The organism is Kitasatospora sp. NPDC036934 (assembly GCF_055608425.1).
The window spans coordinates 57,436-75,627 of the sequence record NZ_JBVJQR010000012.1; the positions used below are offsets into that span (position 1 = coordinate 57,436).

Consider the following 18,192-nt stretch of genomic DNA (forward strand, 5'->3'; position numbering starts at 1 on the left):
GTCCGGCTCCAAGCCGGGTCGGGCGGCTCAGCCGGTGGCGCGGGTGTGGTGGCCGATCCGGTCGCTGATCTCCAGCGCGACCTCCCGGGCCGCTTCGAGCGCCTCGTCCAGGTCGGCGGACGGCAGCTTCTCGCCCCACACGTTCTCGGCGTGGCCGAAGTCCGCGCTGTCGTGCTTGAGCAGGAAGAAAGCCGAGTGGGCGGTGAACAGCGCCATCGTGGCCCGCAGGCGGTCCTGGAACCCCGCCTCCGGCCCGTGCACCAGCTGCACCATGGTGATCACGCGGTCCCGGAAGGCCAGCCCGGCCGGGGAGTCGCGCAGCGCGGGCTGGTTCTCGTGGAAGAAGCGCAGTAGCGGGGCCCGCTCGGTCATCCCGTCCGCGTAGCGCCGGATCAGCTCGTCACGCATCTCCGGGCTCCAGGTCTGCTCCCGGCCCCACGCGATGATCTCGTCGATCGGCGCGGCCATCCGCTCGACGATGCCCAGGACGATGTCGTCCTTGGTCTTGAAGTGGTAGTACAGCGCGGCCTTGGTGACGCCCAGGCGGTCGGCGATCTCGCGCAGCGAGGTCTGCTCGTAGCCCTGCTCCGAGAAGAGCTCCAACGACACCTCGATGATGCGAGCCCGGGTGTCGCTGCGGGGGCTGTGCGGAGTGCCCATGGCCTGCCTCATGACTGCGTCGGTGACTACTGCTGCGGACTCCGGGGTGGTGTCCGCCCCGGGCTCATTCTCCCTGCCCAGGCGTCCGGTCTTAAAACTGGCTTGACGACCGGCTAGGAAACAACCTACCGTGCCGACGATCGATAAACTAGCCGGGCGTCAAGTAAGTGACCCGTCGCAAGGCCCGCCGCCCGTCCGAAACACCCCTCCGGGAGACCCCACCCCATGTCACAGTCCAAGACCGCCGGCCCGGTACCGGAGGACAAGACGGCCGAGGAGGAGCAGCCGCGGTCACCCCGCGAGATCCGCCTCGTGATGGTCGGCTTGGTCGTCACGATGCTGCTGGCCATGCTCGACAACCTGATCGTCGGCACCGCGATGCCGACCATCGTCGGCGACCTCGGCGGTGCCGAGCACCTGTCCTGGGTCGTCACCGCGTACACCCTGGCCACCGCCGCCTCCACCCCGATCTGGGGCAAGCTCGGCGACATGTACGGCCGCAAGGGCACCTTCCTGACCTCGATCGTGATCTTCCTGGTGGGCTCGGCGCTGTCCGGCCTGTCCCAGAACATGAACGAGCTGATCGGCTTCCGTGCCGTGCAGGGCCTGGGCGCCGGCGGTCTGATGGTCGGCGTCATGTCGATCATGGGCGCGCTCGTCGCGCCGCGTGACCGCGGCAAGTACCAGGGCATGTTCGCCGCCGTGATGGCCCTCGCCACCATCGGCGGACCGCTGGTCGGCGGCTTCATCACCGACCACCTGAGCTGGCACTGGACCTTCTACATCAACCTGCCGCTCGGCATCGTCGCGCTCGCCGTGGTCATCGTGACCCTGAAGCTGCCGAAGGTCCGCAGCAGCGCCCGGATCGACTACCCGGGCGCGGTCCTGCTCACCACCGGCATCACCTCGCTCGTGCTGATCACCACCTGGGGCGGCCAGCAGTACGCCTGGGGCTCCAAGGAGATCCTCGGCCTGGCCGCGCTCGCCGTCGCCTCGCTGATCGCCTTCTGCTACGTGGAGCAGCGGGCCCAGGAGCCGATGCTGCCGCTGAGCCTGTTCCGCAACCTGAACTTCACCTTGGTCTCGGTCATCGGCTTCGTGGTCGGCTTCGTGATGTTCGGTTCGACCGTCTTCCTGCCGCTCTACCAGCAGATAGTCCAGGGCGCCTCGGCGACCAACTCCGGCCTGCTGCTGATGCCGATGATGTTCGGCATGCTGGTGGTCTCGCTGGTGGTCGGCCAGGCCGTCACCAAGACCGGCAAGTACCGGATCTTCCCGATCATCGGCACCGTCGTGATGGCCGGCGGCCTGGTCCTGCTCTCCACCATGGGCACCGAGACCAGCCGCTTCACCTCGGCCTGCTGGATGGTCGTGCTCGGTGCGGGCATGGGCTTCCTGATGCAGATCACCATGTTGGTCGCCCAGAACAGCGTCGAGCTCAAGGACATGGGCGTGGCCAGCTCCACCGCCACCCTGTTCCGCACCATCGGCGGTTCCTTCGGTGTCGCGCTGTTCGGCGCCCTGTTCAACAACCGGGTGAAGGACACCATGACCTCGCGGCTGGGTGAGCAGGCCTCGGCCGGCGGCGGGGCGAAGGACCCGGGCCAGATGAGCCCGGCCGAGCTGCGCAAGCTGCCCGAGGTCGTCCAGGACGCCTACCACCACGCGGTGTCCAACGGCATGCACACCGTCTTCCTGTGGGGCGCCGGGGTGGCCGTGATCGCCATCGCCGCCGCGGTGTTCCTGCGCGAGGTGCCGCTGCGCGGCACCGCCAAGGGCGAGGAGCCGGCCGAGGCCTCGCTGGAGGCGGCGGCCATCTGACGGCCGCCCCCGCCGACGCACGGCTGCGCGACGGCGCCCCCGGAAGGAGTTCCTTCCGGGGGCGCCGTCGTTCGAGCCGGGTCCTGCCGGGGTCTCACCGGAGTCCTACTGGGGCAGGCGGTAGACGCCCTGCTCGACCGGTTCGACCAGACCGTCGGCGACCAGGCCGTCCAGGGCCCGGGCGCGCTGCACCGCGTCCGGCCAGACCGCGTCCAGCCGGGCCTGGGGCACCGTGCCGTGTGCCTCGCGCAGCACCGCGAGCAGCTTGCCGCGCACCTGGCGGTCCGTCCCCTCGTAGGACTGGCCGCGCCGGGCCGGGCCCTCGTACGGCGGGCGGCCGGCCCGCTGCCAGGCGCAGACGGTGAACAGCGGGCAGTCCCCGCACTCCGGGCCGCGGGCGGTGCAGACCAGCGCGCCCAGCTCCATCACGCCGACCGCCCAGGTGGCGGCCGTCGGGGCGTCGTCGGGCAGCAGGGCGGTCGCGGTGCGGCGCTCGGCGGCGGTGGTGGCGGTGGCCGGGTACTCGACGCCGGTCACCGCGCGGGCGAACACCCGGCGGACGTTGGTGTCCAGCACCACGTGCCGCTGGCGGAAGGCGAAGGAGGCGACCGCGGCGGCGGTGTACTCCCCCACCCCGGGCAGCGAGAGCAGCGTGGCGTGGTCGTCCGGGACCTCGCCGCCGTGCTGCTCGGTGATCGCCACGGCGGCCGCGTGCAGCCGCAGCGCGCGGCGCGGGTAGCCCAGCCGGCCCCACATCCGGACCGCCTCGCCGGGCGCGTCGGCGGCGAGGTCGGCGGGGGTGGGCCAGCGGGTCATCCAGGCCTGCCAGGCGGGCAGCACCCGCTTCACCGGGGTCTGCTGGAGCATGAACTCGCTCACCATGACGGCCCAGGGGGACGCGTCGGGGGTCCGCCAGGGCAGGTCGCGCTTGCTGGCCTCGTACCAGTCGATGACGGTCGAGTGCAGCAGCGGCAGGGGCAGTGGCGGCGCGGTGGCGGCTTCGGCGGCGGTGATGGCAGTCATGGCCCTTCGATCCTCCCACGGCCGTGGACCCGGCCGAAGTGGAGGCAGAGGGTCCGGATCGGCCGGTTTCCGCCCGGTTCTCCGGGTTCGGGGACTCCCTCGAACGGATCAAATGGCGGATCATGTGAAAGAAGGGGCGACTGTGCGGTGTTGGTGAGTCAATCGCCACACACAGTCCCATAGAGTTTGATCGTGCCCTCTTTGCGTCAACCCGTGGGACCGCTGCCCGCCTCGATCTACTGGCGTCGGCGCGTCGTCGTGCTCGTCGCCGTCGCGGCGGTCGTCGCGCTGATCGCCTGGCTGATGTCGGATCAGGGCGGTGACGACGGCTCACCGAGCAAGGCCGCGCAGGCCGTACCGTCCCAGAGCCAGACGCCCGCCCAGGCGATCACGCCGGGCGCCTCGCCGAGCGGCCCCGCGGCGCACCCCGCCGGTGGCGGCGGCGGTGGGCCGGTGGCCAGCGGCGGCGGCAGCGAGGTCGGACTCAGCGGCGGCGGAACCGGTGGTGGAACCGGCGGGGCCGGCGGCTCCGGTGGCTCGGGTGGCGCCGGCGGCTCGGGTGGCGCCGGCGGCAACCCGGCGCCGGGTGGTACGGGCAGCTCGACCGGTGGCTCCGGCGGTGGCGCCCCGGCGGTGAACACCCCCGAGGTGATGGCGCTTCCGGTCTGCTCTTCCTCGCAGGTCGCCCTGGAGCTGGCCGGCAGCCAGAACTCCTACCAGCCCAAGGACAAGCCGAAGCTGGCGCTGACGGTCAAGAACTCCTCCGGCGCCAACTGCCGGGTGGACCTGGGCCGTACCGCATCGGTGATCACCGTCAGCAGCGGCAGCAACAACGACCGGGTCTGGTCCTCCGGTGACTGCCCGCCCGACAAGGGCAACATCTGGGTGCAGATCCCGGCGAACGGCAGCCAGACCGAGACCTTCACCTGGGACCGCAGCCGCAGCAAGCCGCAGTGCGCGACCGCCGACCAGGCGCCGCCGGCGAACGGGACGTACGTGGTGCTCGCCGAACTCACCGGGCTCTCCGGGGACAAGGTGTCGGCCCGGACCTCGATCCGACTGGACAACTGAGCGGCCGTCACCTTCGCACCGGGCCCCCGGACCGCAGCGCGGTCGGGGGCTTCGGCATTGTGGGGGCGCCGGCGGTACGGGGCTCCGGCGCTGTGGGGACGGCGGCCCGAGACGCGGGACGACCCCCGGGGGAAGCGTTTCTCCGGGGGCCGTCCGAGCTTCGTCGCGCGTCAGGTCAGACGTAGCGCTCCAGGATGGACGATTCGGCAAGCCGGGACAGGCCCTCGCGGACCGAGCGGGCCCGGGTCTCGCCGACGCCCTCGACCGTCTGCAGATCGTCGATGCTGGCGGCGAGCAGCTTCTGCAGGCCGCCGAAGTGCTCGACCAGGCGCTCTATCACCGTGTTGGGCAGCCGCGGGATCTTCGCCAGCAGGCGGTAGCCGCGCGGGGAGACGGCGGAGTCCAGGGACTCCGGTGAACCGGAGTAGCCGAGCGCCTTGGCGACCGTCTGGAGGTCCAGCAGCTCGGCGTGGGTGAGCGCCTCCAGGTCGGCCAGCACCTCGGTGACCGTGCGGCCCTTCTTGGCGGCGCGCTCCGGGAAGTAGTCCCGGGCGACCAGTTCGCGCTCCGGCTCCACGCCGGCGATCAGCTCGTCCAGCTGGAGCGAGAGCAGCCGGCCGTCGATGCCGAGCTCCAGCACGTAGCCGGCGATCTCGGTGGCGATCAGCCGGACCATCTCCAGGCGCTGGGCCACGGCCGTGACGTCCCGGACCGTCACCAGGTCCTCGATCTCCAGGGCGGAGAGGGTGCCGGCCACCTCGTCCAGGCGCAGCTTGTAGCGCTCCAGGGTGGCCAGCGCCTGGTTGGCGCGGGACAGGACGGTGGTGGAGTCCTCCAGCACCCGGCGGGTGCCGTTGACGTACATGGCGATCAGCCGCATCGAGTGCGAGACCGCGACCACCGGGTAGCCGGTCTGGCGGTTGACCCGCTCGGCGGTGCGGTGGCGGGTGCCGGTCTCGTCGGTGGGGATGGTGGAGTCCGGCATCAGGTGGACGCCGGCCCGGACGATCTTGGTGATGTCCTTGTCCAGCACCACCGCGCCGTCGAGCTTGCACAGCTCGCGCAGCCGGGTCGCGCTGAACTCGACGTCCAGCACGAAGCCGCCGGTGCACAGGGACTCGACGGTCTTGTCGAAGCCCAGCACGATCAGGCCGCCGGTGTTGGCCCGCAGGACCCGTTCCAGGCCGTCACGAAGCGCGGTACCGGGCGCGATGGCGGTGAGGGAGGCCCGCAGCAGGGCCTCCTCACGGGAGGCCTTGTCCGCCCCCCGGTCGCTGGCTGCCACGTGACTCCTCCGGTCGACCCCGTGCCGCGCGCCTCGTGCCGTGCGCCGGTCCGCGGTCTGTTGCTCTGTCGCTCAGTACCGCTTCGGTACTGCCTTCTGGCCAATGAGACTGGGGGAAGTCTAACTGCGTGCGGCTTCGGCAGGGCTTGGGTCAGCGGAGTTCGTCGGAGTCGAGCGGCTCCCAGCCGTCCATCAGCTCCTCCGGGTACGCCGGGACCCGGGCCGCTCGGGGCGCCGGCGGGGCCGACGGAGCCTCACCACGCACCTCGGTACGGGCCTCGGCGCGCGGCTTGGCGGCGGCCCGGCGGCGGCCCGGGATCGCCCGCAGCGCCTCGCCGATGTCGGCCACCTCGACCACCTTCATGCCCGGCGGCACCTTGCCCGGGTCCGGCGGGACCAGGGCGTGGGTGAAGCCCAGCCGGTGCGCCTCGGCCAGCCGGCGCTGCACACCCGTCACCCGCCGCACCTCGCCCGCCAGGCCGACCTCGCCGATCGCCACCAGGTTGCTGGGCAGCGGGGTGTCGGTGGAGGAGCTGGCCACCGCGAGCGCGACCGCGAGGTCCGCGGAGGGCTCGGTCAGCTTCACCCCGCCGACCGTCGCGGTGTAGATGTCCTGCTTGCCGAGCTTCACCCCGCCGTGCCGCTCGACCACGGCCAGGATCATCGCGATCCGGGGCGATTCCAGGCCCGAGGTGGTGCGCCGCGGGGAGGGGATCTGCGAATCCACCATCAGCGCCTGCACCTCGGCCACCAGCGGGCGCTTGCCCTCCAGGGTGACGGTGAGGCAGGTGCCGGGCACGGGCTTGTCACGCCTGGTCAGGAAGAGGCCGGACGGGTCGGCCAGGCCGACGATGCCCTCGTCGTGCAGCTCGAAGCAGCCCACCTCGTCGGTGGCGCCGTAGCGGTTCTTGACCCCGCGGATGAGGCGCAGCCGGGCGTGCCGGTCGCCCTCGAAGCTCAGCACCACGTCCACCAGGTGCTCCAGCAGGCGCGGGCCGGCGATCTGGCCGTCCTTGGTGACGTGGCCGACCAGCAGGGTGGCCATGCCGCGCTCCTTGGAGGCCCGGATCAGCGCGCCCGCCACCTCGCGGACCTGGGCCGGGCCGCCGGGGGCGCCGTCCAGCTCGGCGGAGGCGATGGTCTGCACCGAGTCCAGGATCAGCAGGCCGGGGCTGACCGCCTCGATGTGCCCGAGCACCGCGCCGAGGTCCTGCTCGGCGGCGAGGTAGAGGTGCTCGGAGAGGGCGTTGATCCGGTCGGCGCGCAGCCGCACCTGGCCGGCCGACTCCTCGCCGGTGACGTAGAGCGTGCGGTGCCGGTCGGTGGCCGCCTTGGCGGCGACGTCCAGCAGCAGGGTCGACTTGCCGACGCCGGGCTCGCCGGCCAGCAGCACCACAGCGCCGGGGACCAGACCGCCGCCGAGCACCCGGTCCAGCTCCGGCACGCCCGTCGAGCGGGCCGTCGCGACCTGGCCGTCCACCTGGGCGATCGGGCGGGCCGGCGCGCTGACCGGGCCGGCCGCGGTGGTGCGGATCGGCACCGCGCCGTACTCCTCGACCGTGCCCCAGGCGTTGCACTCCGGGCAGCGGCCGACCCACTTGGGCAGCTGGTTGCCGCACTCGGTGCAGCGGTAGGCCGGGCGCGGCTTGGCGGTGGTCTTGGAACGCGGAGGCATGCGGCCCACGGTAGCGGCTGGGTGTGACAGTCGTGCTCCGCCGGTGCTCCGGGCCCCGGGCGCGCGGGGCGCCCACACAGATGGGCGATGTTGTTACCCGAAAGAAGTACATACGCGGGGAATGGCGGGGACCGGCCGCCCGGTGTCCCTACCGTCGGACGGGTGACAACGCGAACTGTTGGACCCGTCGGGGCACCGGACGCCGTGCTCGCGGCGTACGACCGGCAGGTGGACGGCCTGTTCACCTACTGCCTCTCGGTGCTGTGCGAACACGACGCGGCCGCCGACGCCCTGCGGGAGGTCCACGAGCTGGCCCGGCGGCACGGCGGACGGCTGGCGGAGCCCGGACTGGTGCGGGCCTGGCTGTTCTCGCTGGCCCGGTACTGCTGCCTGCGGCGGCTGGCGGACGGGACCGGGCCGGGGGCGGGCGTCCGGCCCGACCAGGTGCCCGAGGCCGAGGCGACCCGGCGGCGGCGTGAGCTGGCCTCGCTCGCCTGGCCCGAGGCGGCCGGTACGGACCCGGAGCAGCGCGAGGCTCTGGAGCTGTCCGTCCGGCACCGGCTGACCCCGCTGGAGGTGGCGGCCGTCCTGGGCCTGCCGTTCGAACGCACCCGCGGGCTGCTCGCCACCGCCGAGGCCGAGGTGGCCCGGACCAGGGCGGCGCTGCTGGTGCTCGGCGTGGGCAGCTGCCCCGAGCTGGACCGGCTGGGCGGGGCCGGGGCGGAGTCCTGGCGGGACTGGGTGCTCGGCCCGGCGCTGCGGCGGGAGCTGGTGCAGCACGTGCTCGACTGCCCTACCTGCCGGGGAACGGCGGAGCGGGTGGCCGCCGGGGAGGCGGCCGAGGGGACGGCCGGGCTGTCGGGGCTGCCGTTGCTGGCGGCACCGCCCCCGGCGGGTGGGTCGGCGCGGCCCGCCCCGGTGGGAGCGGTCGGGCAGCGGGGGGCGGCGGCCGAGCCGGGGCTGCGGTTCGACCACGGCGGCTTCCCCCGGCACCGGGCTCCGGACGCAGGCCGGGGGCTGGCGGTCCGTCGGCGGGTGGTGACCACCGGGGTGCTGGCGGCCGTACTGGCGGCGCCCGTGGTGGCGCTGTGGGCCGGGCACCGGGGCGGTGGCGGGGCCGGGTCGGCGGCCTCGGTCTCGGCGGTGCGGGTGGAGGAGGCCGGGCGGGAGACCGGGCAGCGGCCGGCGCCGTGGGCGGCGGGGGTCGCCGCGGGGGCGGCGGTGGGCGCGGGGATGCCGGGGCTGGAGCTGGCGGGTGCGGGCGGGGGCGGTGCGGCCGGCGGTGGCGGAGCAAACGGTGCAGAAACGTTGCTTCCCGGATTTCCGCGGCTCACCTTCCAGGGGCCGCTGGTCCCGGTGCCCGCCCGGGGCGCGACCCCGCTCGGCAGCCCCACGCTGGTCGCCGCCCCGGCCCCCGCGGCCGAACAGGCCTCAGCGCCGGGCGCGGGCGCCCCGGCCCCGGCCGGGCTGCTCACCGTCGAGGCCGGGGAGTACGGCAGCCGGACGGTGCTCACCCTCACCAACTCCGGTACCACGGAGATCCGTTGGCATGCCGTGACGGACGCCGGCTGGCTCCGGCTCAGCCGCGACTCGGGGACGCTCGCCCCCGGGCAGCGGATCACCGTGATCGTCACGGTGGACGAGGACCTCGCGCCCACCACCCACTGGACGGCCCGGATCGCGCTGCCGCCCTCCCAGGCGGTGGTCACCCTGGAGGGCGGGCCGGAGAACCGGGGCGGCCCCTCCTCCTCGGAGGGGCCCTCGGTGCCCGCGTCGGCGTCCGCGTCGGCGTCCTCCTCGACGCCGGCGCCGACCTCCTCACCGACACCGGGCGGCGGGCCGTCGGCCACGGGCACTGGCACGCCCACGGCAACGCCGAGCCGGACGGGGTCGCCGTCGCCCTCCGGATCGCCGACCGGTGGGCCGAGCCCGTCGGCGCCGACGACCGGCAGCGCCTCCCCGCACCCGACGGGTACGGCGACGGGGCGTTAGGGAGCGTCCGGGGGCGGGGTCTCCGCAGGAGGGCAGCGGTGGATCGGGGGGACCTGGTAGCTGCCGTCGAGGACGACGGGCTTCGGCCGGTAGAGCCGGATGATCGGGCGGAACTCGCCGAGCGGGGCGGGGAGCCAGTTGGCGGCGGCCGTCGGGTCCTCCGGCGGCTCGTGCTGGAGGGTCACGGTCAGCGAGCCGTCGGCGCCGTACACCAGGCCGGGGGTGCGGTCGCCGATCGAGTAGCGGTCGATCGGGTTCTCCACCAGGTAGTAGTCCGGCACCGAGTACATCGTGACGGACCAGAAGGCCTCGGCCGGCGGGGGCTGCTCGAAGCGGAGGGTGTAGCTGTTGGCGCCGGTGAGCGGGCGGCCGTCGGAGTCGTCGTAGGTCATCGCGTACGAGGTCTCGTAGGCGTGGTTGCCCCAGAGGCCGGCCCGGGCGGCGGCGGCGCGGCTGAGGTAGGCGGCGCGGCGGTCGGGGATGCGCCACTCCGGGTCGTCCAGGGTGCCGGGGCCCAGGTGGTCGAGGTTGTAGTCGAAGAGGTGGAGCGCGGAGCGCCACTCGCCGAGCGGGTGCTCCTCGGGCGGCCGGGTGGCGTCCTCGACCCGTTCGCGCCCGGCCGCCAGACCCTTGGCGAGCGCCAGGGTCCACTCCGCGGCGGCCGCGCGGTACGGCGAGGCGCCGTCGTCCAGCAGGCCGAGCGGGGCGAAGCGGCGCTGGTACTCGATGTCGGGGGTGGCCGGCGGGAAGGCCTGCATCCACACCCGGAGGCGTTCGAAGAAGGCCAACCGCTCGGGGACGTCCGGGTCGGGCTCGGGCAGTCCGGCGACCAGGCCGCCCGGCTCCAGCGGCTCCAGGACGAGCCCGGCCTGCAGCGCCCGGACCCGGGGCAGGTCGTCCGGGCCGTTGCAGGCGAAGCGGCCGACGATGGTGCCGACGGTGGTGGGCAGTTCGATCACCCGGTCGCGGTCCGGCGCGCTGCCGTGCCAGTCGGGCGGGACGACCAGCCAGGTCTGGGCCTCGGTGCCGGAGGCCCGGCTGCCCAGGTAGGCGACGTTGTCCGTCCAGGCGCCGATGAACTGCAGCACGTAGTAGGCGCCGGCGGTGTCCGGGACGTGCAGCACCTGCGGGCCTTCGGAGAGGTCCAGCTGGGCGATCGAGTAGATGGTGTCGTTGTTGACCGAGACGAAGCGGTCGGCCGGGCCGGCCAGCCGGGTGGCGTGGCTGAAGTGGTTGAACGGCGCCGCCGGGAGGGTGCCCAGGCCGCCGTTGGCGAAGCGCTCGACCATGGTGAGGCCGGCGACGAGCGGATAGCCGTAGACGTAGGCGTCGGCGGCCAGGGCCTCCAGCTCGGGCAGGTTCATCGGGGGTCCTTCGTCGGAGTCGGCGGGCGGTATCGGCGGCGGTATCGGCGGCGGTATCGGCGGCGGGGCCGTTGACGAGTTCCAGGTGCCGGGCGGCGGGTCAGCGCGGGGTGAGCGGCGGGGGCTGCCATCGGCCGTCCAGGACGGAGGCCTCCGGGCCGCGGATCCGGAGCACGACCGCGAACGGGCCGTCCGGGGCGGGCAGCCAGTTGGCGGAGTGCTCGGCGTCGGCGGGGCGCTTGTGCTGGACGTAGAGGGTGAGGCCGCCGTCCCGGTCGCGGATCAGGCCGGGGGTGTGGCCACCGATCGAGTAGCGGTCCAGGGCGTTGTCGACCAGCCGGTGGCCGGGGAGCGCGTACGCCGTCGCGGACCAGAAGAAGCGGGCCGGCGGCAGGGCGTCCGGCGCGAAGCGGATCAGGTGGTCGCGGTCGGCGGCGTTCGGCGGTCGGTGGCCCTCGCTGTCGGCCGCCCAACGGCCGTACCAGACCTCCTCGGTGGGCAGTCCGTACGGGCCGAGTTCGGCGGCGACGGCCTGTCGGAGGAAGTCCCCGCCGAGCTGTGCGCGGGTGCCGAACAGACCTGTGGAGTCGCGGAGTTCGGCGACGGCGCGGGTCAGCCGGGCGCGGCCGTCGGCGATTCCGCGGTCGAGTTCGGCGCGGGCCTCCAGCGGGAGGGTGGCGGGTTCGAACTCGCCCCGGCCGTCGATGCCGAGGTCGGCCAGGCGGCCGCGCAACTCGGTCTCGGCGGGCGGGAGTTCGCCGGTCAGCGGGAAGAAGCCGAGCAGGAAGTCGAGGAAGGTGAGGAACTCGACGCCGTCCAGGACCTCGTCGCGCCAGACCGGCCAAACCGGTTCGGGGGCGGGGTCGGGGGCCGGGGTGCCGGTGTACTCGTGCAGCGGGCACAGCCGGTACTGCTCCTGGACGGCCTTCAGCTCGGCAAGCTCGGCGGGACTGTTCCCGGTGAGCCGGGTGTGGGCGAGGACGCCGACCAGCCGGGTGGCGGTACGGATCACGCCCGCGACGCCGGGCGGGGTCTCGCCCACCCAGTCCGGGCCGGCCACCAGGAAGTCCCCGGCCTCCTGGCCGGTGGTCCGGGAGCCGATCAACCCCGCCAGCAGGGTGTCGAGTTCGTGCACCGCGAGGACGCGGTAGTCGGCGTCGGAGGGGACCGAGAGCACCCACGGCCCGGCACGCAGGTCGAGCCAGGCGCGGGAAGGGAGGGTGTCGTTGTCGGGGGTGACGGCGTCGGTGTCGGCGGGGGTGGCCGGCCGCGAAGTGTGGTGGAAGACGCCGAAGCCGCCGACGTAGCCGGGGTCCGCGTCGTCCAGGGCCTGGGCGTAGAGGGTGCGGTAGTTCCGTAGGACGGGATGGGCGCGGATCCAGGCCTCGGCCGCGGTCGCGCGGAGGGTGGCCGGATCGACGAGTGCCGGGTTGACCATGCTGTCGCTCTCCCAGGCCGGATCAGGGCAGATCGGTACATCTGGGATGCTAAGGGGGGTGGGTGGGGGTGGCATGTCGGGCGGGCGCTCCCACCGGGGGTGGCTGCGGCTCGGCTCGCGCTCGGCTGGGGCGCTCGGCTCAGGCGTTCGGCCGGGGCGCTCGGCTCAGGCGTTCGGCCGGGGCGCTCGGCTCAGTCCTTCGGCCGGGGCGCCTGTCGGGCGGGCGCTCGGTTCGCGCTCTGCTCAGCGCGAATCCGGGCGTACGGGTGGAACGGCACGGACAGGCTGACCGGCATGAAGATCCTTCTGCTCGGGGGCTCGTCCTTTCTCGGACGGGCCTACGCCACCGAAGCGCTCGCCCGCGGCCACCAGGTCACCACCTTCAACCGCGGCCGCAGCGCCCCCGACCTGCCCGGGGTCGAGACCGTCCGGGGCGACCGCGACAGCGCCGAGGACCTCGCCCGGCTGGTCGAGGGCCGTCACTGGGACGCCGTCGTCGACACCTCCGCCCGCCAGCCCGCCCAGGCCGCGCTCTCCGCGCGACTGCTGCGCGAACGGGCCGACCACTACACGTTCGTCTCCTCGGTGCACGCCTACGCCGACTGGGCCACCCAGGTGATCACCGAGGACTCCCCGCTCCTCCCGTGCCCCGCCGACACCCCGCCCGACCAGCCCTTCGGCCGCGAGCTGAAGGCGGGCGCCGAGCGCGCGGTGCTGGCGGGCTTCGGCGCCAACCGCACCCTCGTGCTCAGCAGCGGACTGCTGATCGGACCGTACGAGCTGGGCGGTCGGCTGCCCTGGTGGCTGGAGCGGATGGCCCGCGGCGGCCGGGTGCTCGCGCCCGGCGATCCGGAGCGGGCCATCCAGGTGATCGACGTCCGGGACTTCGCCGCCTTCGGGCTCGACCGACTGACGGCCGGGACGGCGGGGCGCTTCATCACCACGGCGCCACCCGGGCGGCTCACTTTCGGGCAGTGGCTGGAGACCTGCCGGGAGCTCGCGGGCGCGGCCGGCACCGAGCTGGTCCGGGTCGACGACGCCGCGCTGCTGGCCGAGGGGCCGGACCAGGTCGAGCCCTGGCTCGAACTCCCCTTCTGGGCACCGGACCTGCCGGAGTGGAAGTACATCTGGCAGGTCGACAGCGGCCGCGCCGAGGCGGCCGGGCTGCGCTGCCGGCCGTTCGCGGAGACCGCGCGGGACACCTGGGAATGGCTGCGCGCCCGGGGGCCGGCCGAGGACACCGACACCGAGGGGCGGAAGCTGGTACCGGGGGCGCCGTTCAAGCAGGGCATCGACCCGGCCAAGGAGCAAAGGCTGTTGGCCGCGCACGGGTGAGGTGCCCGGGGTAGCGCCCCGGGTGAAGCGCCTCAGGTGAAGCGCCTCAGGTGAAGCGGCGGGAGACGCAGCGGGAGACGCAGCGGGAGACGCAGCGGGAGACGCAGCGGAGCGGGAAGTCGACCGGGCCGACTTCCCGCTCCGCTGCGACGCCCTCAGTGAGTGCGGCGGGTCACCAGCTCGGCCAGCGCCAGCAGTTCGTCCGCCGCGGACGGCTCCGGGACGGCCACCGCCAGCTGCGCCATCGCCGCGGCCATCCGCTCGCAGGACTCGCCCTGCGCCCAGCCACGCCCGCCCGCCGCCTCGACCGCGGCCGCGCACTGGTCCAACTCACCGGGGGTGAGGGCCCGTTCGAGCGAATAGAGGTCGGCGAGCCGGGCGCCCTCGGGGGTCCCCGAGCCGAGTGCCTTGACCACCGGCAGCGACTTCTTCCGGGCCACCAGATCCGCGCCGACCGGCTTGCCGGTGACCGCCGAATCCCCCCAGATGCCGATCAGGTCGTCGATCAGCTGGAAGGCCAGGCCGATCTCGCGGCCGAAGCCGTCCATCGCCCGCGCCGCCTCCTCCGAGCCCCCGCCGTACAGCGCACCCATCGCGCAGGCGGCTCCGAGCAGCGCACCGGTCTTGGCCTCGGCCATCGCCAGGCACTCGGTGAGCGAGACGTCGTTGCGCTGTTCGAAGGCGCAGTCGATCTGCTGGCCCTCGCAGAGCTCGACCACGCAGTCGGCGAGCCGGCGGATCGAGCCCCGGGCGGCCGGGTGGGAGTCCTCGGCGACCAGGCGCAGCGCGAGGGAGTGCATCGCGTCGCCGGCCAGGATGGCCTCGGTGGTGCCGAACACCCGCCAGGCGGTGGGCCGGTGGCGCCGGGTGTCGTCCCGGTCGATGACGTCGTCGTGGAGCAGGGTGAAGTTGTGGACCAGCTCCACCGCAGCGGCCGCGGCGACGGCCGTACCGGGGGCGCCGCCGAGGGCCTGGGTGGCGGCGAGGACCAGGGCGGGGCGGATCGCCTTGCCGGAGGAGGATTCGGAGGGCGTGCCGTCCGCCTCCCACCAGCCGAAGTGGTAGCCGGCCACCTTGCGCATCGTGCCGGGCAGCGAGTCGACGGCGGCCCGCAGCACCGGGTCGACCAGTCCGCGGGCGCGGGCGAGGATGTCCGCCGCCTCGTGGCCCTCTTTGTGGTCCCGCTCCAGTGTGGAGCTCGTCATGGGTTCCTCCCCCTGTAGGGCGTGTCCTGGGGCGCGTGGGACGGCCGACCCGTCGGGCGGCCGGATGGTGCCGGGGCGGCGGGCCGGTGGCCGTACGCACCGCGGCGCGCCGCCCGGCCGGGGACGGTGCCTCGGCCGGGCGGCGCGGTTCCGGGCTCGGAGCCCGAGCCCGGTGCCCGTCGTCAGCGCTGGGCGACGTCCACGTTCTCCAGTACGCCGATGGCGTCCGGTACCAGGATCGCGGCCGAGTAGTAGGCGCTCACCAGGTAGGAAATGATGGCCTTCTCGTCGATTCCCATGAAACGCACCGAAAGGCCCGGCTGGTATTCATCCGGAATTCCGGTCTGGTGCAGCCCGACGACGCCCTGGTTGTGATCGCCGACGCGCATCGCGATGATCGAGCTGGTGTGCCCGCCGATGATCGGGATCTTGTTGCACGGGAAGATCGGCACTCCGCGCCAGGCGTTGACGTGCTTGCCCTCGACCTCGACGGTGCCGGGGTTGAGGCCGCGCTTGTTGCACTCCCGACCGAAGGCGGCGATGGCCTTGGGGTGGGCCAGGAACATCTTGGTGCTGCGGCGGCGGCTGAGCAGCTCGTCCATGTCGTCCGGGGTGGGCGGGCCGGAGTGGGTCTGGATCCGCTGGTCGTACTCGGCGTTCTCCAGCAGCCCGAACTCGGGGTTGTTGATGAGCTCGTGCTCCTGGCGCTCGCGCAGGGCCTCGATGGTCAGCCGGAGCTGGTGCTCGGTCTGGTTCATCGGCTGGTTGTAGAGGTCGGCGACGCGACTGTGCACCTTGAGGATGGTCTGGGCGACGCTCAGCTCGTACTCGCGCGGCTTGAGCTCGTAGTCCACGAAGGCACCGGGCAGGTCGTACTCGCCCTGGTGCCCGGCGGAGAGGTCGATCACGGCCTCGCCGTGCTTGTTCTGCGCCTGCTGGAAGCCGTTCAGGTACTCCATGATCTGCAGCTGCAGCGACTCGGAGCGGTCGTGCAGCTCCTGGAAGGAGGGCCAGGAGAGCGCCATCACGGTGCCGGAGGTGGCGGCGCGGACGGTGTACGGCCACGAGCCGTCCTCCTCCTGGAGCGCCTCGTCGCCCAGGTGGTCACCGTCGGCGAGGGTGCCGACCACCGTCTCCTCGCCGTACTTGCCGGTACCGAGCCGGTCGAGCTTGCCGTGCGCGATGAGGAAGACCTCGCTGATCGGCGTGCCGGCGGTGACCAGGACCTCGCCCGCGTCGAACTGCCGCTGTACGAAGCGGCCGGCCAGCTCCTCCAGCACCGCCTCGTCCTGGTAGCCGCGCAGCACCGGCACCTCGGCCAGGGTCTGCGGGACGACCCGCACCTCGGAGCCGGTCTTGACGAAACTCACCCGGCCGCGGCCGACCTTGTGGCGCAGGCGGCGGTTGACCCGGTAGGTACCGCCGGAGACCTCCACCCAGGGCAGCATCCTGAGCAGCCAGCGCGGGCTGATGCCCTGCATCTGGGGCGCGGACTTGGTGGTCGTGGCGAGGTTCCGCGCACCCGCCGTGCTCAGGGACTGCTGCTGCCGGATCTCCGGCTGCGCGCCCGGCGCAGGAATTCCGGCATTGGTTTCGGTCGACATAGGGGGAGCCCTTCGCATGCCCGATGAAGTGTCGCCTTGCACAATCGTGTTACGGCTTACGGCTTCATGGTGGGCCCGTTCGGGGGCGTCCCGCAATCACTCATTCGAGTGGTTCCGAATAACCGAACAAATAGTACGACTAGATCACCTGATCGATATTTGTTCGATTATCTATTCGAAACTACCGGAATACCGGCCCCCATCTTCCCCCATCGGCGACCCCGGCGGGCGCCGATCGGACCCAGGAACGGCTAGAGCGGCCCGTTCCAGTCCAGCGTCGGCTCCAGCACTCCCTCCAGGGTGAGCAGCCAGCGCTTGACGTCGATCCCGACCCGGCCGCCGCCGAAGCCGCCGATCCCGTCCGCCGCCACCACCCGGTGGCAGGGCACCAGCAGGGCGACCGGGTTGGCCGCCATCATCTGCCCGACCGTGCGGGCGGCCAGGCCGGGTTCGGTGACGTCCTCGAACACCCCGCTGCGGGCGGCCAGTTCGCCGTAGGTGATGGTCCGGCCGTACGGCACCTGCTCCCAGAGCGTGCGCAACACGGTGCGGTGCGGCCCGGAGCTGAGGCTCCAGTCGATCGGCAGGCCCAACTCGCGGGTGCGGCCCGCCAGGTAGGCGCCGAGCCGCTCGGTGACGGCGGCGATCTTCGCCGGGTCGGTGCACGGCGGCGCCTCGCCGTCCCGTCCGCCGTAGCCGGCCGCCGCCACGCCCAGCGGCGTCACCGCGATGTGCATCGGGCCGCTGGGCAGCGGGGTCGGCACGGTCAGCCAGGACAACGACCAGGACTGCGACACGTTCGGGCCCCCACCCTCCACCAGGCCGGCCGCCGGCCGGTCCGGCGACCGGGGTGCGGCACCGGCCGGTCCGCCCCGTTCGCCATCGTACGGCGGACGGGGCGGGCCTCCGGCGGGTCGGTCGGCGATGCCCCCTCAGTGCCGCCCCTTCAGTTCGGTGGACAGCGCCCTCGCCCAGTGCGACAGTTCGGCGCGGTCCGGGGTGCGGCCCTCGCAGAGCACGGCGAGCTGCGCCTCGTTGATCCGGTTCGGCCCCGGGATCTCCAGCAGGTACGCCAGCTCGGCCAGCACGGTGGCCAGCCGCTCCGCGTCCGTGTGATCCAGGGTGGCCGCGGCCTGGTGGTGGCTGATGGTGAGCGAACCGGGCATGGTCAAACCTCCTCTGACCCCCACCGTCCACCGTACGACCGACCCGGCCACCCCGCCCGCCGCGGAGGCACACACGCGTGGGCGGAGCGACCGGCGGCACTCCGGAGCCGGCCGGGCACGGTGCGCGGTGGGCCGCACCGATGGTGGCCGGGGGTGCGCCCCGGAGCCGTCCGAGGGGTGAGTCAGGTGCTCGGGCCCTCCTCCCAGCGACGATTCCGTACGGCCGGTACGCCCAACACTACGGCCCCGGCCACCACTTGCCAGACCGCCCCGAACAACAGCACCCCGCCGGTGCCGAACCGGTCCGCCAACGGACCGGCCGCCGCCAACCCGAGCGGGATGAGGACGAAGGCCCCCAGCGCCCCGGAGGAGGTCAGCCGACCCAGCAGCTCGGCCGGGGCCCATCGCTGCATCGTGGCGCCGTACACCGTCCCGCAGACCGCCGAACCGATCCCGGCCAGCAACGCGCCGGCCACCAGCCAGGGCAGCGGCGCCCCGGCCGGCACCCCCGCCGCCGACCGCTGCCCCCGGACCGGCCGCGCCCGGCTCTCCT

General features: G+C 73.5%; 15 protein-coding genes. 4 read left to right on the top strand and 11 right to left on the bottom strand.

The genetic code is table 11. The annotated features are described in order from the left end of the window. Window positions 1–27: 27 nt before the first annotated feature. Complete coding sequence (locus ACZ7BZ_RS19650) at window positions 28–660, bottom strand: TetR/AcrR family transcriptional regulator (protein ID WP_470359359.1); 633 nt, start codon at window positions 658–660, stop codon at window positions 28–30. 225 nt (window positions 661–885) lie between these two features. On the opposite strand from ACZ7BZ_RS19650, the gene ACZ7BZ_RS19655 reads away from it, so the two are divergent. Then, on the top strand, window positions 886–2,481 hold the full coding sequence (locus tag ACZ7BZ_RS19655) for an MDR family MFS transporter (RefSeq protein WP_470359360.1): 1,596 nt from the start codon (window positions 886–888) through the stop codon (window positions 2,479–2,481). A 105-nt stretch (window positions 2,482–2,586) separates the two neighbouring features. Here ACZ7BZ_RS19655 and ACZ7BZ_RS19660 read toward each other — a convergent pair whose 3' ends face one another. Beyond that, window positions 2,587–3,504 carry an HhH-GPD family protein gene (locus tag ACZ7BZ_RS19660; RefSeq protein WP_470359361.1) on the bottom strand — a complete coding sequence of 306 codons (918 nt, stop codon included), beginning with the start codon at window positions 3,502–3,504 and terminating at the stop codon, window positions 2,587–2,589. Between the two features lie 201 nt (window positions 3,505–3,705). Here ACZ7BZ_RS19660 and ACZ7BZ_RS19665 point away from each other — a divergent pair, with 201 nt between their 5' ends. After that, window positions 3,706–4,575 carry a hypothetical protein gene (locus tag ACZ7BZ_RS19665; protein ID WP_470359362.1) on the top strand — a complete coding sequence of 290 codons (870 nt, stop codon included), beginning with the start codon at window positions 3,706–3,708 and terminating at the stop codon, window positions 4,573–4,575. Between the two features lie 175 nt (window positions 4,576–4,750). Here the strand turns inward: ACZ7BZ_RS19665 and disA are convergent, their stop codons facing one another. Continuing rightward, window positions 4,751–5,809 carry a DNA integrity scanning diadenylate cyclase DisA gene (disA, locus tag ACZ7BZ_RS19670; protein ID WP_188306273.1) on the bottom strand — a complete coding sequence of 353 codons (1,059 nt, stop codon included), beginning with the start codon at window positions 5,807–5,809 and terminating at the stop codon, window positions 4,751–4,753. A gap of 202 nt (window positions 5,810–6,011) precedes the next feature. Then, window positions 6,012–7,535, bottom strand: coding sequence for a DNA repair protein RadA (gene radA, locus ACZ7BZ_RS19675; RefSeq protein ID WP_380456183.1), 1,524 nt, complete (start codon window positions 7,533–7,535; stop codon window positions 6,012–6,014). A gap of 162 nt (window positions 7,536–7,697) precedes the next feature. Between radA and ACZ7BZ_RS19680 the strand changes: the two genes are divergently transcribed. Next, the gene (locus ACZ7BZ_RS19680) at window positions 7,698–9,527 is read left to right on the top strand and encodes a BACON domain-containing protein (protein ID WP_470359363.1); all 1,830 of its coding nucleotides are present in this window, start codon (window positions 7,698–7,700) and stop codon (window positions 9,525–9,527) included. Here ACZ7BZ_RS19680 and ACZ7BZ_RS19685 read toward each other — a convergent pair. Together ACZ7BZ_RS19685 and ACZ7BZ_RS19690 are read right to left on the bottom strand one after the other, a co-directional pair. Beyond that, the gene (locus tag ACZ7BZ_RS19685; RefSeq protein ID WP_470359364.1) at window positions 9,524–10,891 is read right to left on the bottom strand and encodes a DUF1254 domain-containing protein; all 1,368 of its coding nucleotides are present in this window, start codon (window positions 10,889–10,891) and stop codon (window positions 9,524–9,526) included. The genes ACZ7BZ_RS19680 and ACZ7BZ_RS19685 overlap by 4 nt on opposite strands. A 100-nt stretch (window positions 10,892–10,991) precedes the next feature. Next, on the bottom strand, window positions 10,992–12,329 hold the full coding sequence (locus ACZ7BZ_RS19690) for a DUF1254 domain-containing protein (protein WP_470359365.1): 1,338 nt from the start codon (window positions 12,327–12,329) through the stop codon (window positions 10,992–10,994). Between the two features lie 294 nt (window positions 12,330–12,623). Between ACZ7BZ_RS19690 and ACZ7BZ_RS19695 the strand changes: the two genes are divergently transcribed. Next, window positions 12,624–13,664 carry an NAD-dependent epimerase/dehydratase family protein gene (locus tag ACZ7BZ_RS19695; RefSeq protein WP_470359366.1) on the top strand — a complete coding sequence of 347 codons (1,041 nt, stop codon included), beginning with the start codon at window positions 12,624–12,626 and terminating at the stop codon, window positions 13,662–13,664. Window positions 13,665–13,819: 155 nt separating this feature from the next. Here the strand turns inward: ACZ7BZ_RS19695 and ACZ7BZ_RS19700 are convergent, their stop codons facing one another. From ACZ7BZ_RS19700 to ACZ7BZ_RS19720, 5 genes are all read right to left on the bottom strand, one after another. Further along, entirely contained in the window at window positions 13,820–14,869 is a 1,050-nt protein-coding gene (locus ACZ7BZ_RS19700) for a family 2 encapsulin nanocompartment cargo protein polyprenyl transferase (protein ID WP_470359367.1), read from the bottom strand. Window positions 14,870–15,051: 182 nt separating this feature from the next. Further along, window positions 15,052–16,473, bottom strand: a complete 1,422-nt coding sequence (locus ACZ7BZ_RS19705; protein WP_470359368.1) for a family 2B encapsulin nanocompartment shell protein — start codon at window positions 16,471–16,473, stop codon at window positions 15,052–15,054. Window positions 16,474–16,724: 251 nt separating this feature from the next. Continuing rightward, window positions 16,725–17,270, bottom strand: a complete 546-nt coding sequence (locus tag ACZ7BZ_RS19710) for a methylated-DNA--[protein]-cysteine S-methyltransferase (protein WP_380461285.1) — start codon at window positions 17,268–17,270, stop codon at window positions 16,725–16,727. 135 nt (window positions 17,271–17,405) lie between these two features. Continuing rightward, complete coding sequence (locus ACZ7BZ_RS19715) at window positions 17,406–17,639, bottom strand: hypothetical protein (RefSeq protein ID WP_470359369.1); 234 nt, start codon at window positions 17,637–17,639, stop codon at window positions 17,406–17,408. A gap of 182 nt (window positions 17,640–17,821) precedes the next feature. Continuing rightward, window positions 17,822–18,145 (bottom strand): hypothetical protein, encoded by a 324-nt coding sequence (locus tag ACZ7BZ_RS19720; RefSeq protein WP_470359370.1) that lies wholly within the window; start codon window positions 18,143–18,145, stop codon window positions 17,822–17,824. Window positions 18,146–18,192: the final 47 nt, after the last annotated feature.

What these genes read in the sequence shown, in the direction of transcription:
- ACZ7BZ_RS19700 (WP_470359367.1), bottom strand. Translation starts at nt 14,869, where the DNA reads ATGACGAGCTCCACACTGGAGCGGGACCACAAAGAGGGCCACGAGGCG.
- ACZ7BZ_RS19655 (WP_470359360.1), top strand. Translation starts at nt 886, where the DNA reads ATGTCACAGTCCAAGACCGCCGGCCCGGTACCGGAGGACAAGACGGCC.
- ACZ7BZ_RS19685 (WP_470359364.1), bottom strand. Translation starts at nt 10,891, where the DNA reads ATGAACCTGCCCGAGCTGGAGGCCCTGGCCGCCGACGCCTACGTCTAC.
- ACZ7BZ_RS19715 (WP_470359369.1), bottom strand. Translation starts at nt 17,639, where the DNA reads ATGCCCGGTTCGCTCACCATCAGCCACCACCAGGCCGCGGCCACCCTG.
- radA (WP_380456183.1), bottom strand. Translation starts at nt 7,535, where the DNA reads ATGCCTCCGCGTTCCAAGACCACCGCCAAGCCGCGCCCGGCCTACCGC.
- ACZ7BZ_RS19695 (WP_470359366.1), top strand. Translation starts at nt 12,624, where the DNA reads ATGAAGATCCTTCTGCTCGGGGGCTCGTCCTTTCTCGGACGGGCCTAC.
- ACZ7BZ_RS19705 (WP_470359368.1), bottom strand. Translation starts at nt 16,473, where the DNA reads ATGTCGACCGAAACCAATGCCGGAATTCCTGCGCCGGGCGCGCAGCCG.
- ACZ7BZ_RS19660 (WP_470359361.1), bottom strand. Translation starts at nt 3,504, where the DNA reads ATGACTGCCATCACCGCCGCCGAAGCCGCCACCGCGCCGCCACTGCCC.
- ACZ7BZ_RS19690 (WP_470359365.1), bottom strand. Translation starts at nt 12,329, where the DNA reads ATGGTCAACCCGGCACTCGTCGATCCGGCCACCCTCCGCGCGACCGCG.
- ACZ7BZ_RS19650 (WP_470359359.1), bottom strand. Translation starts at nt 660, where the DNA reads ATGGGCACTCCGCACAGCCCCCGCAGCGACACCCGGGCTCGCATCATC.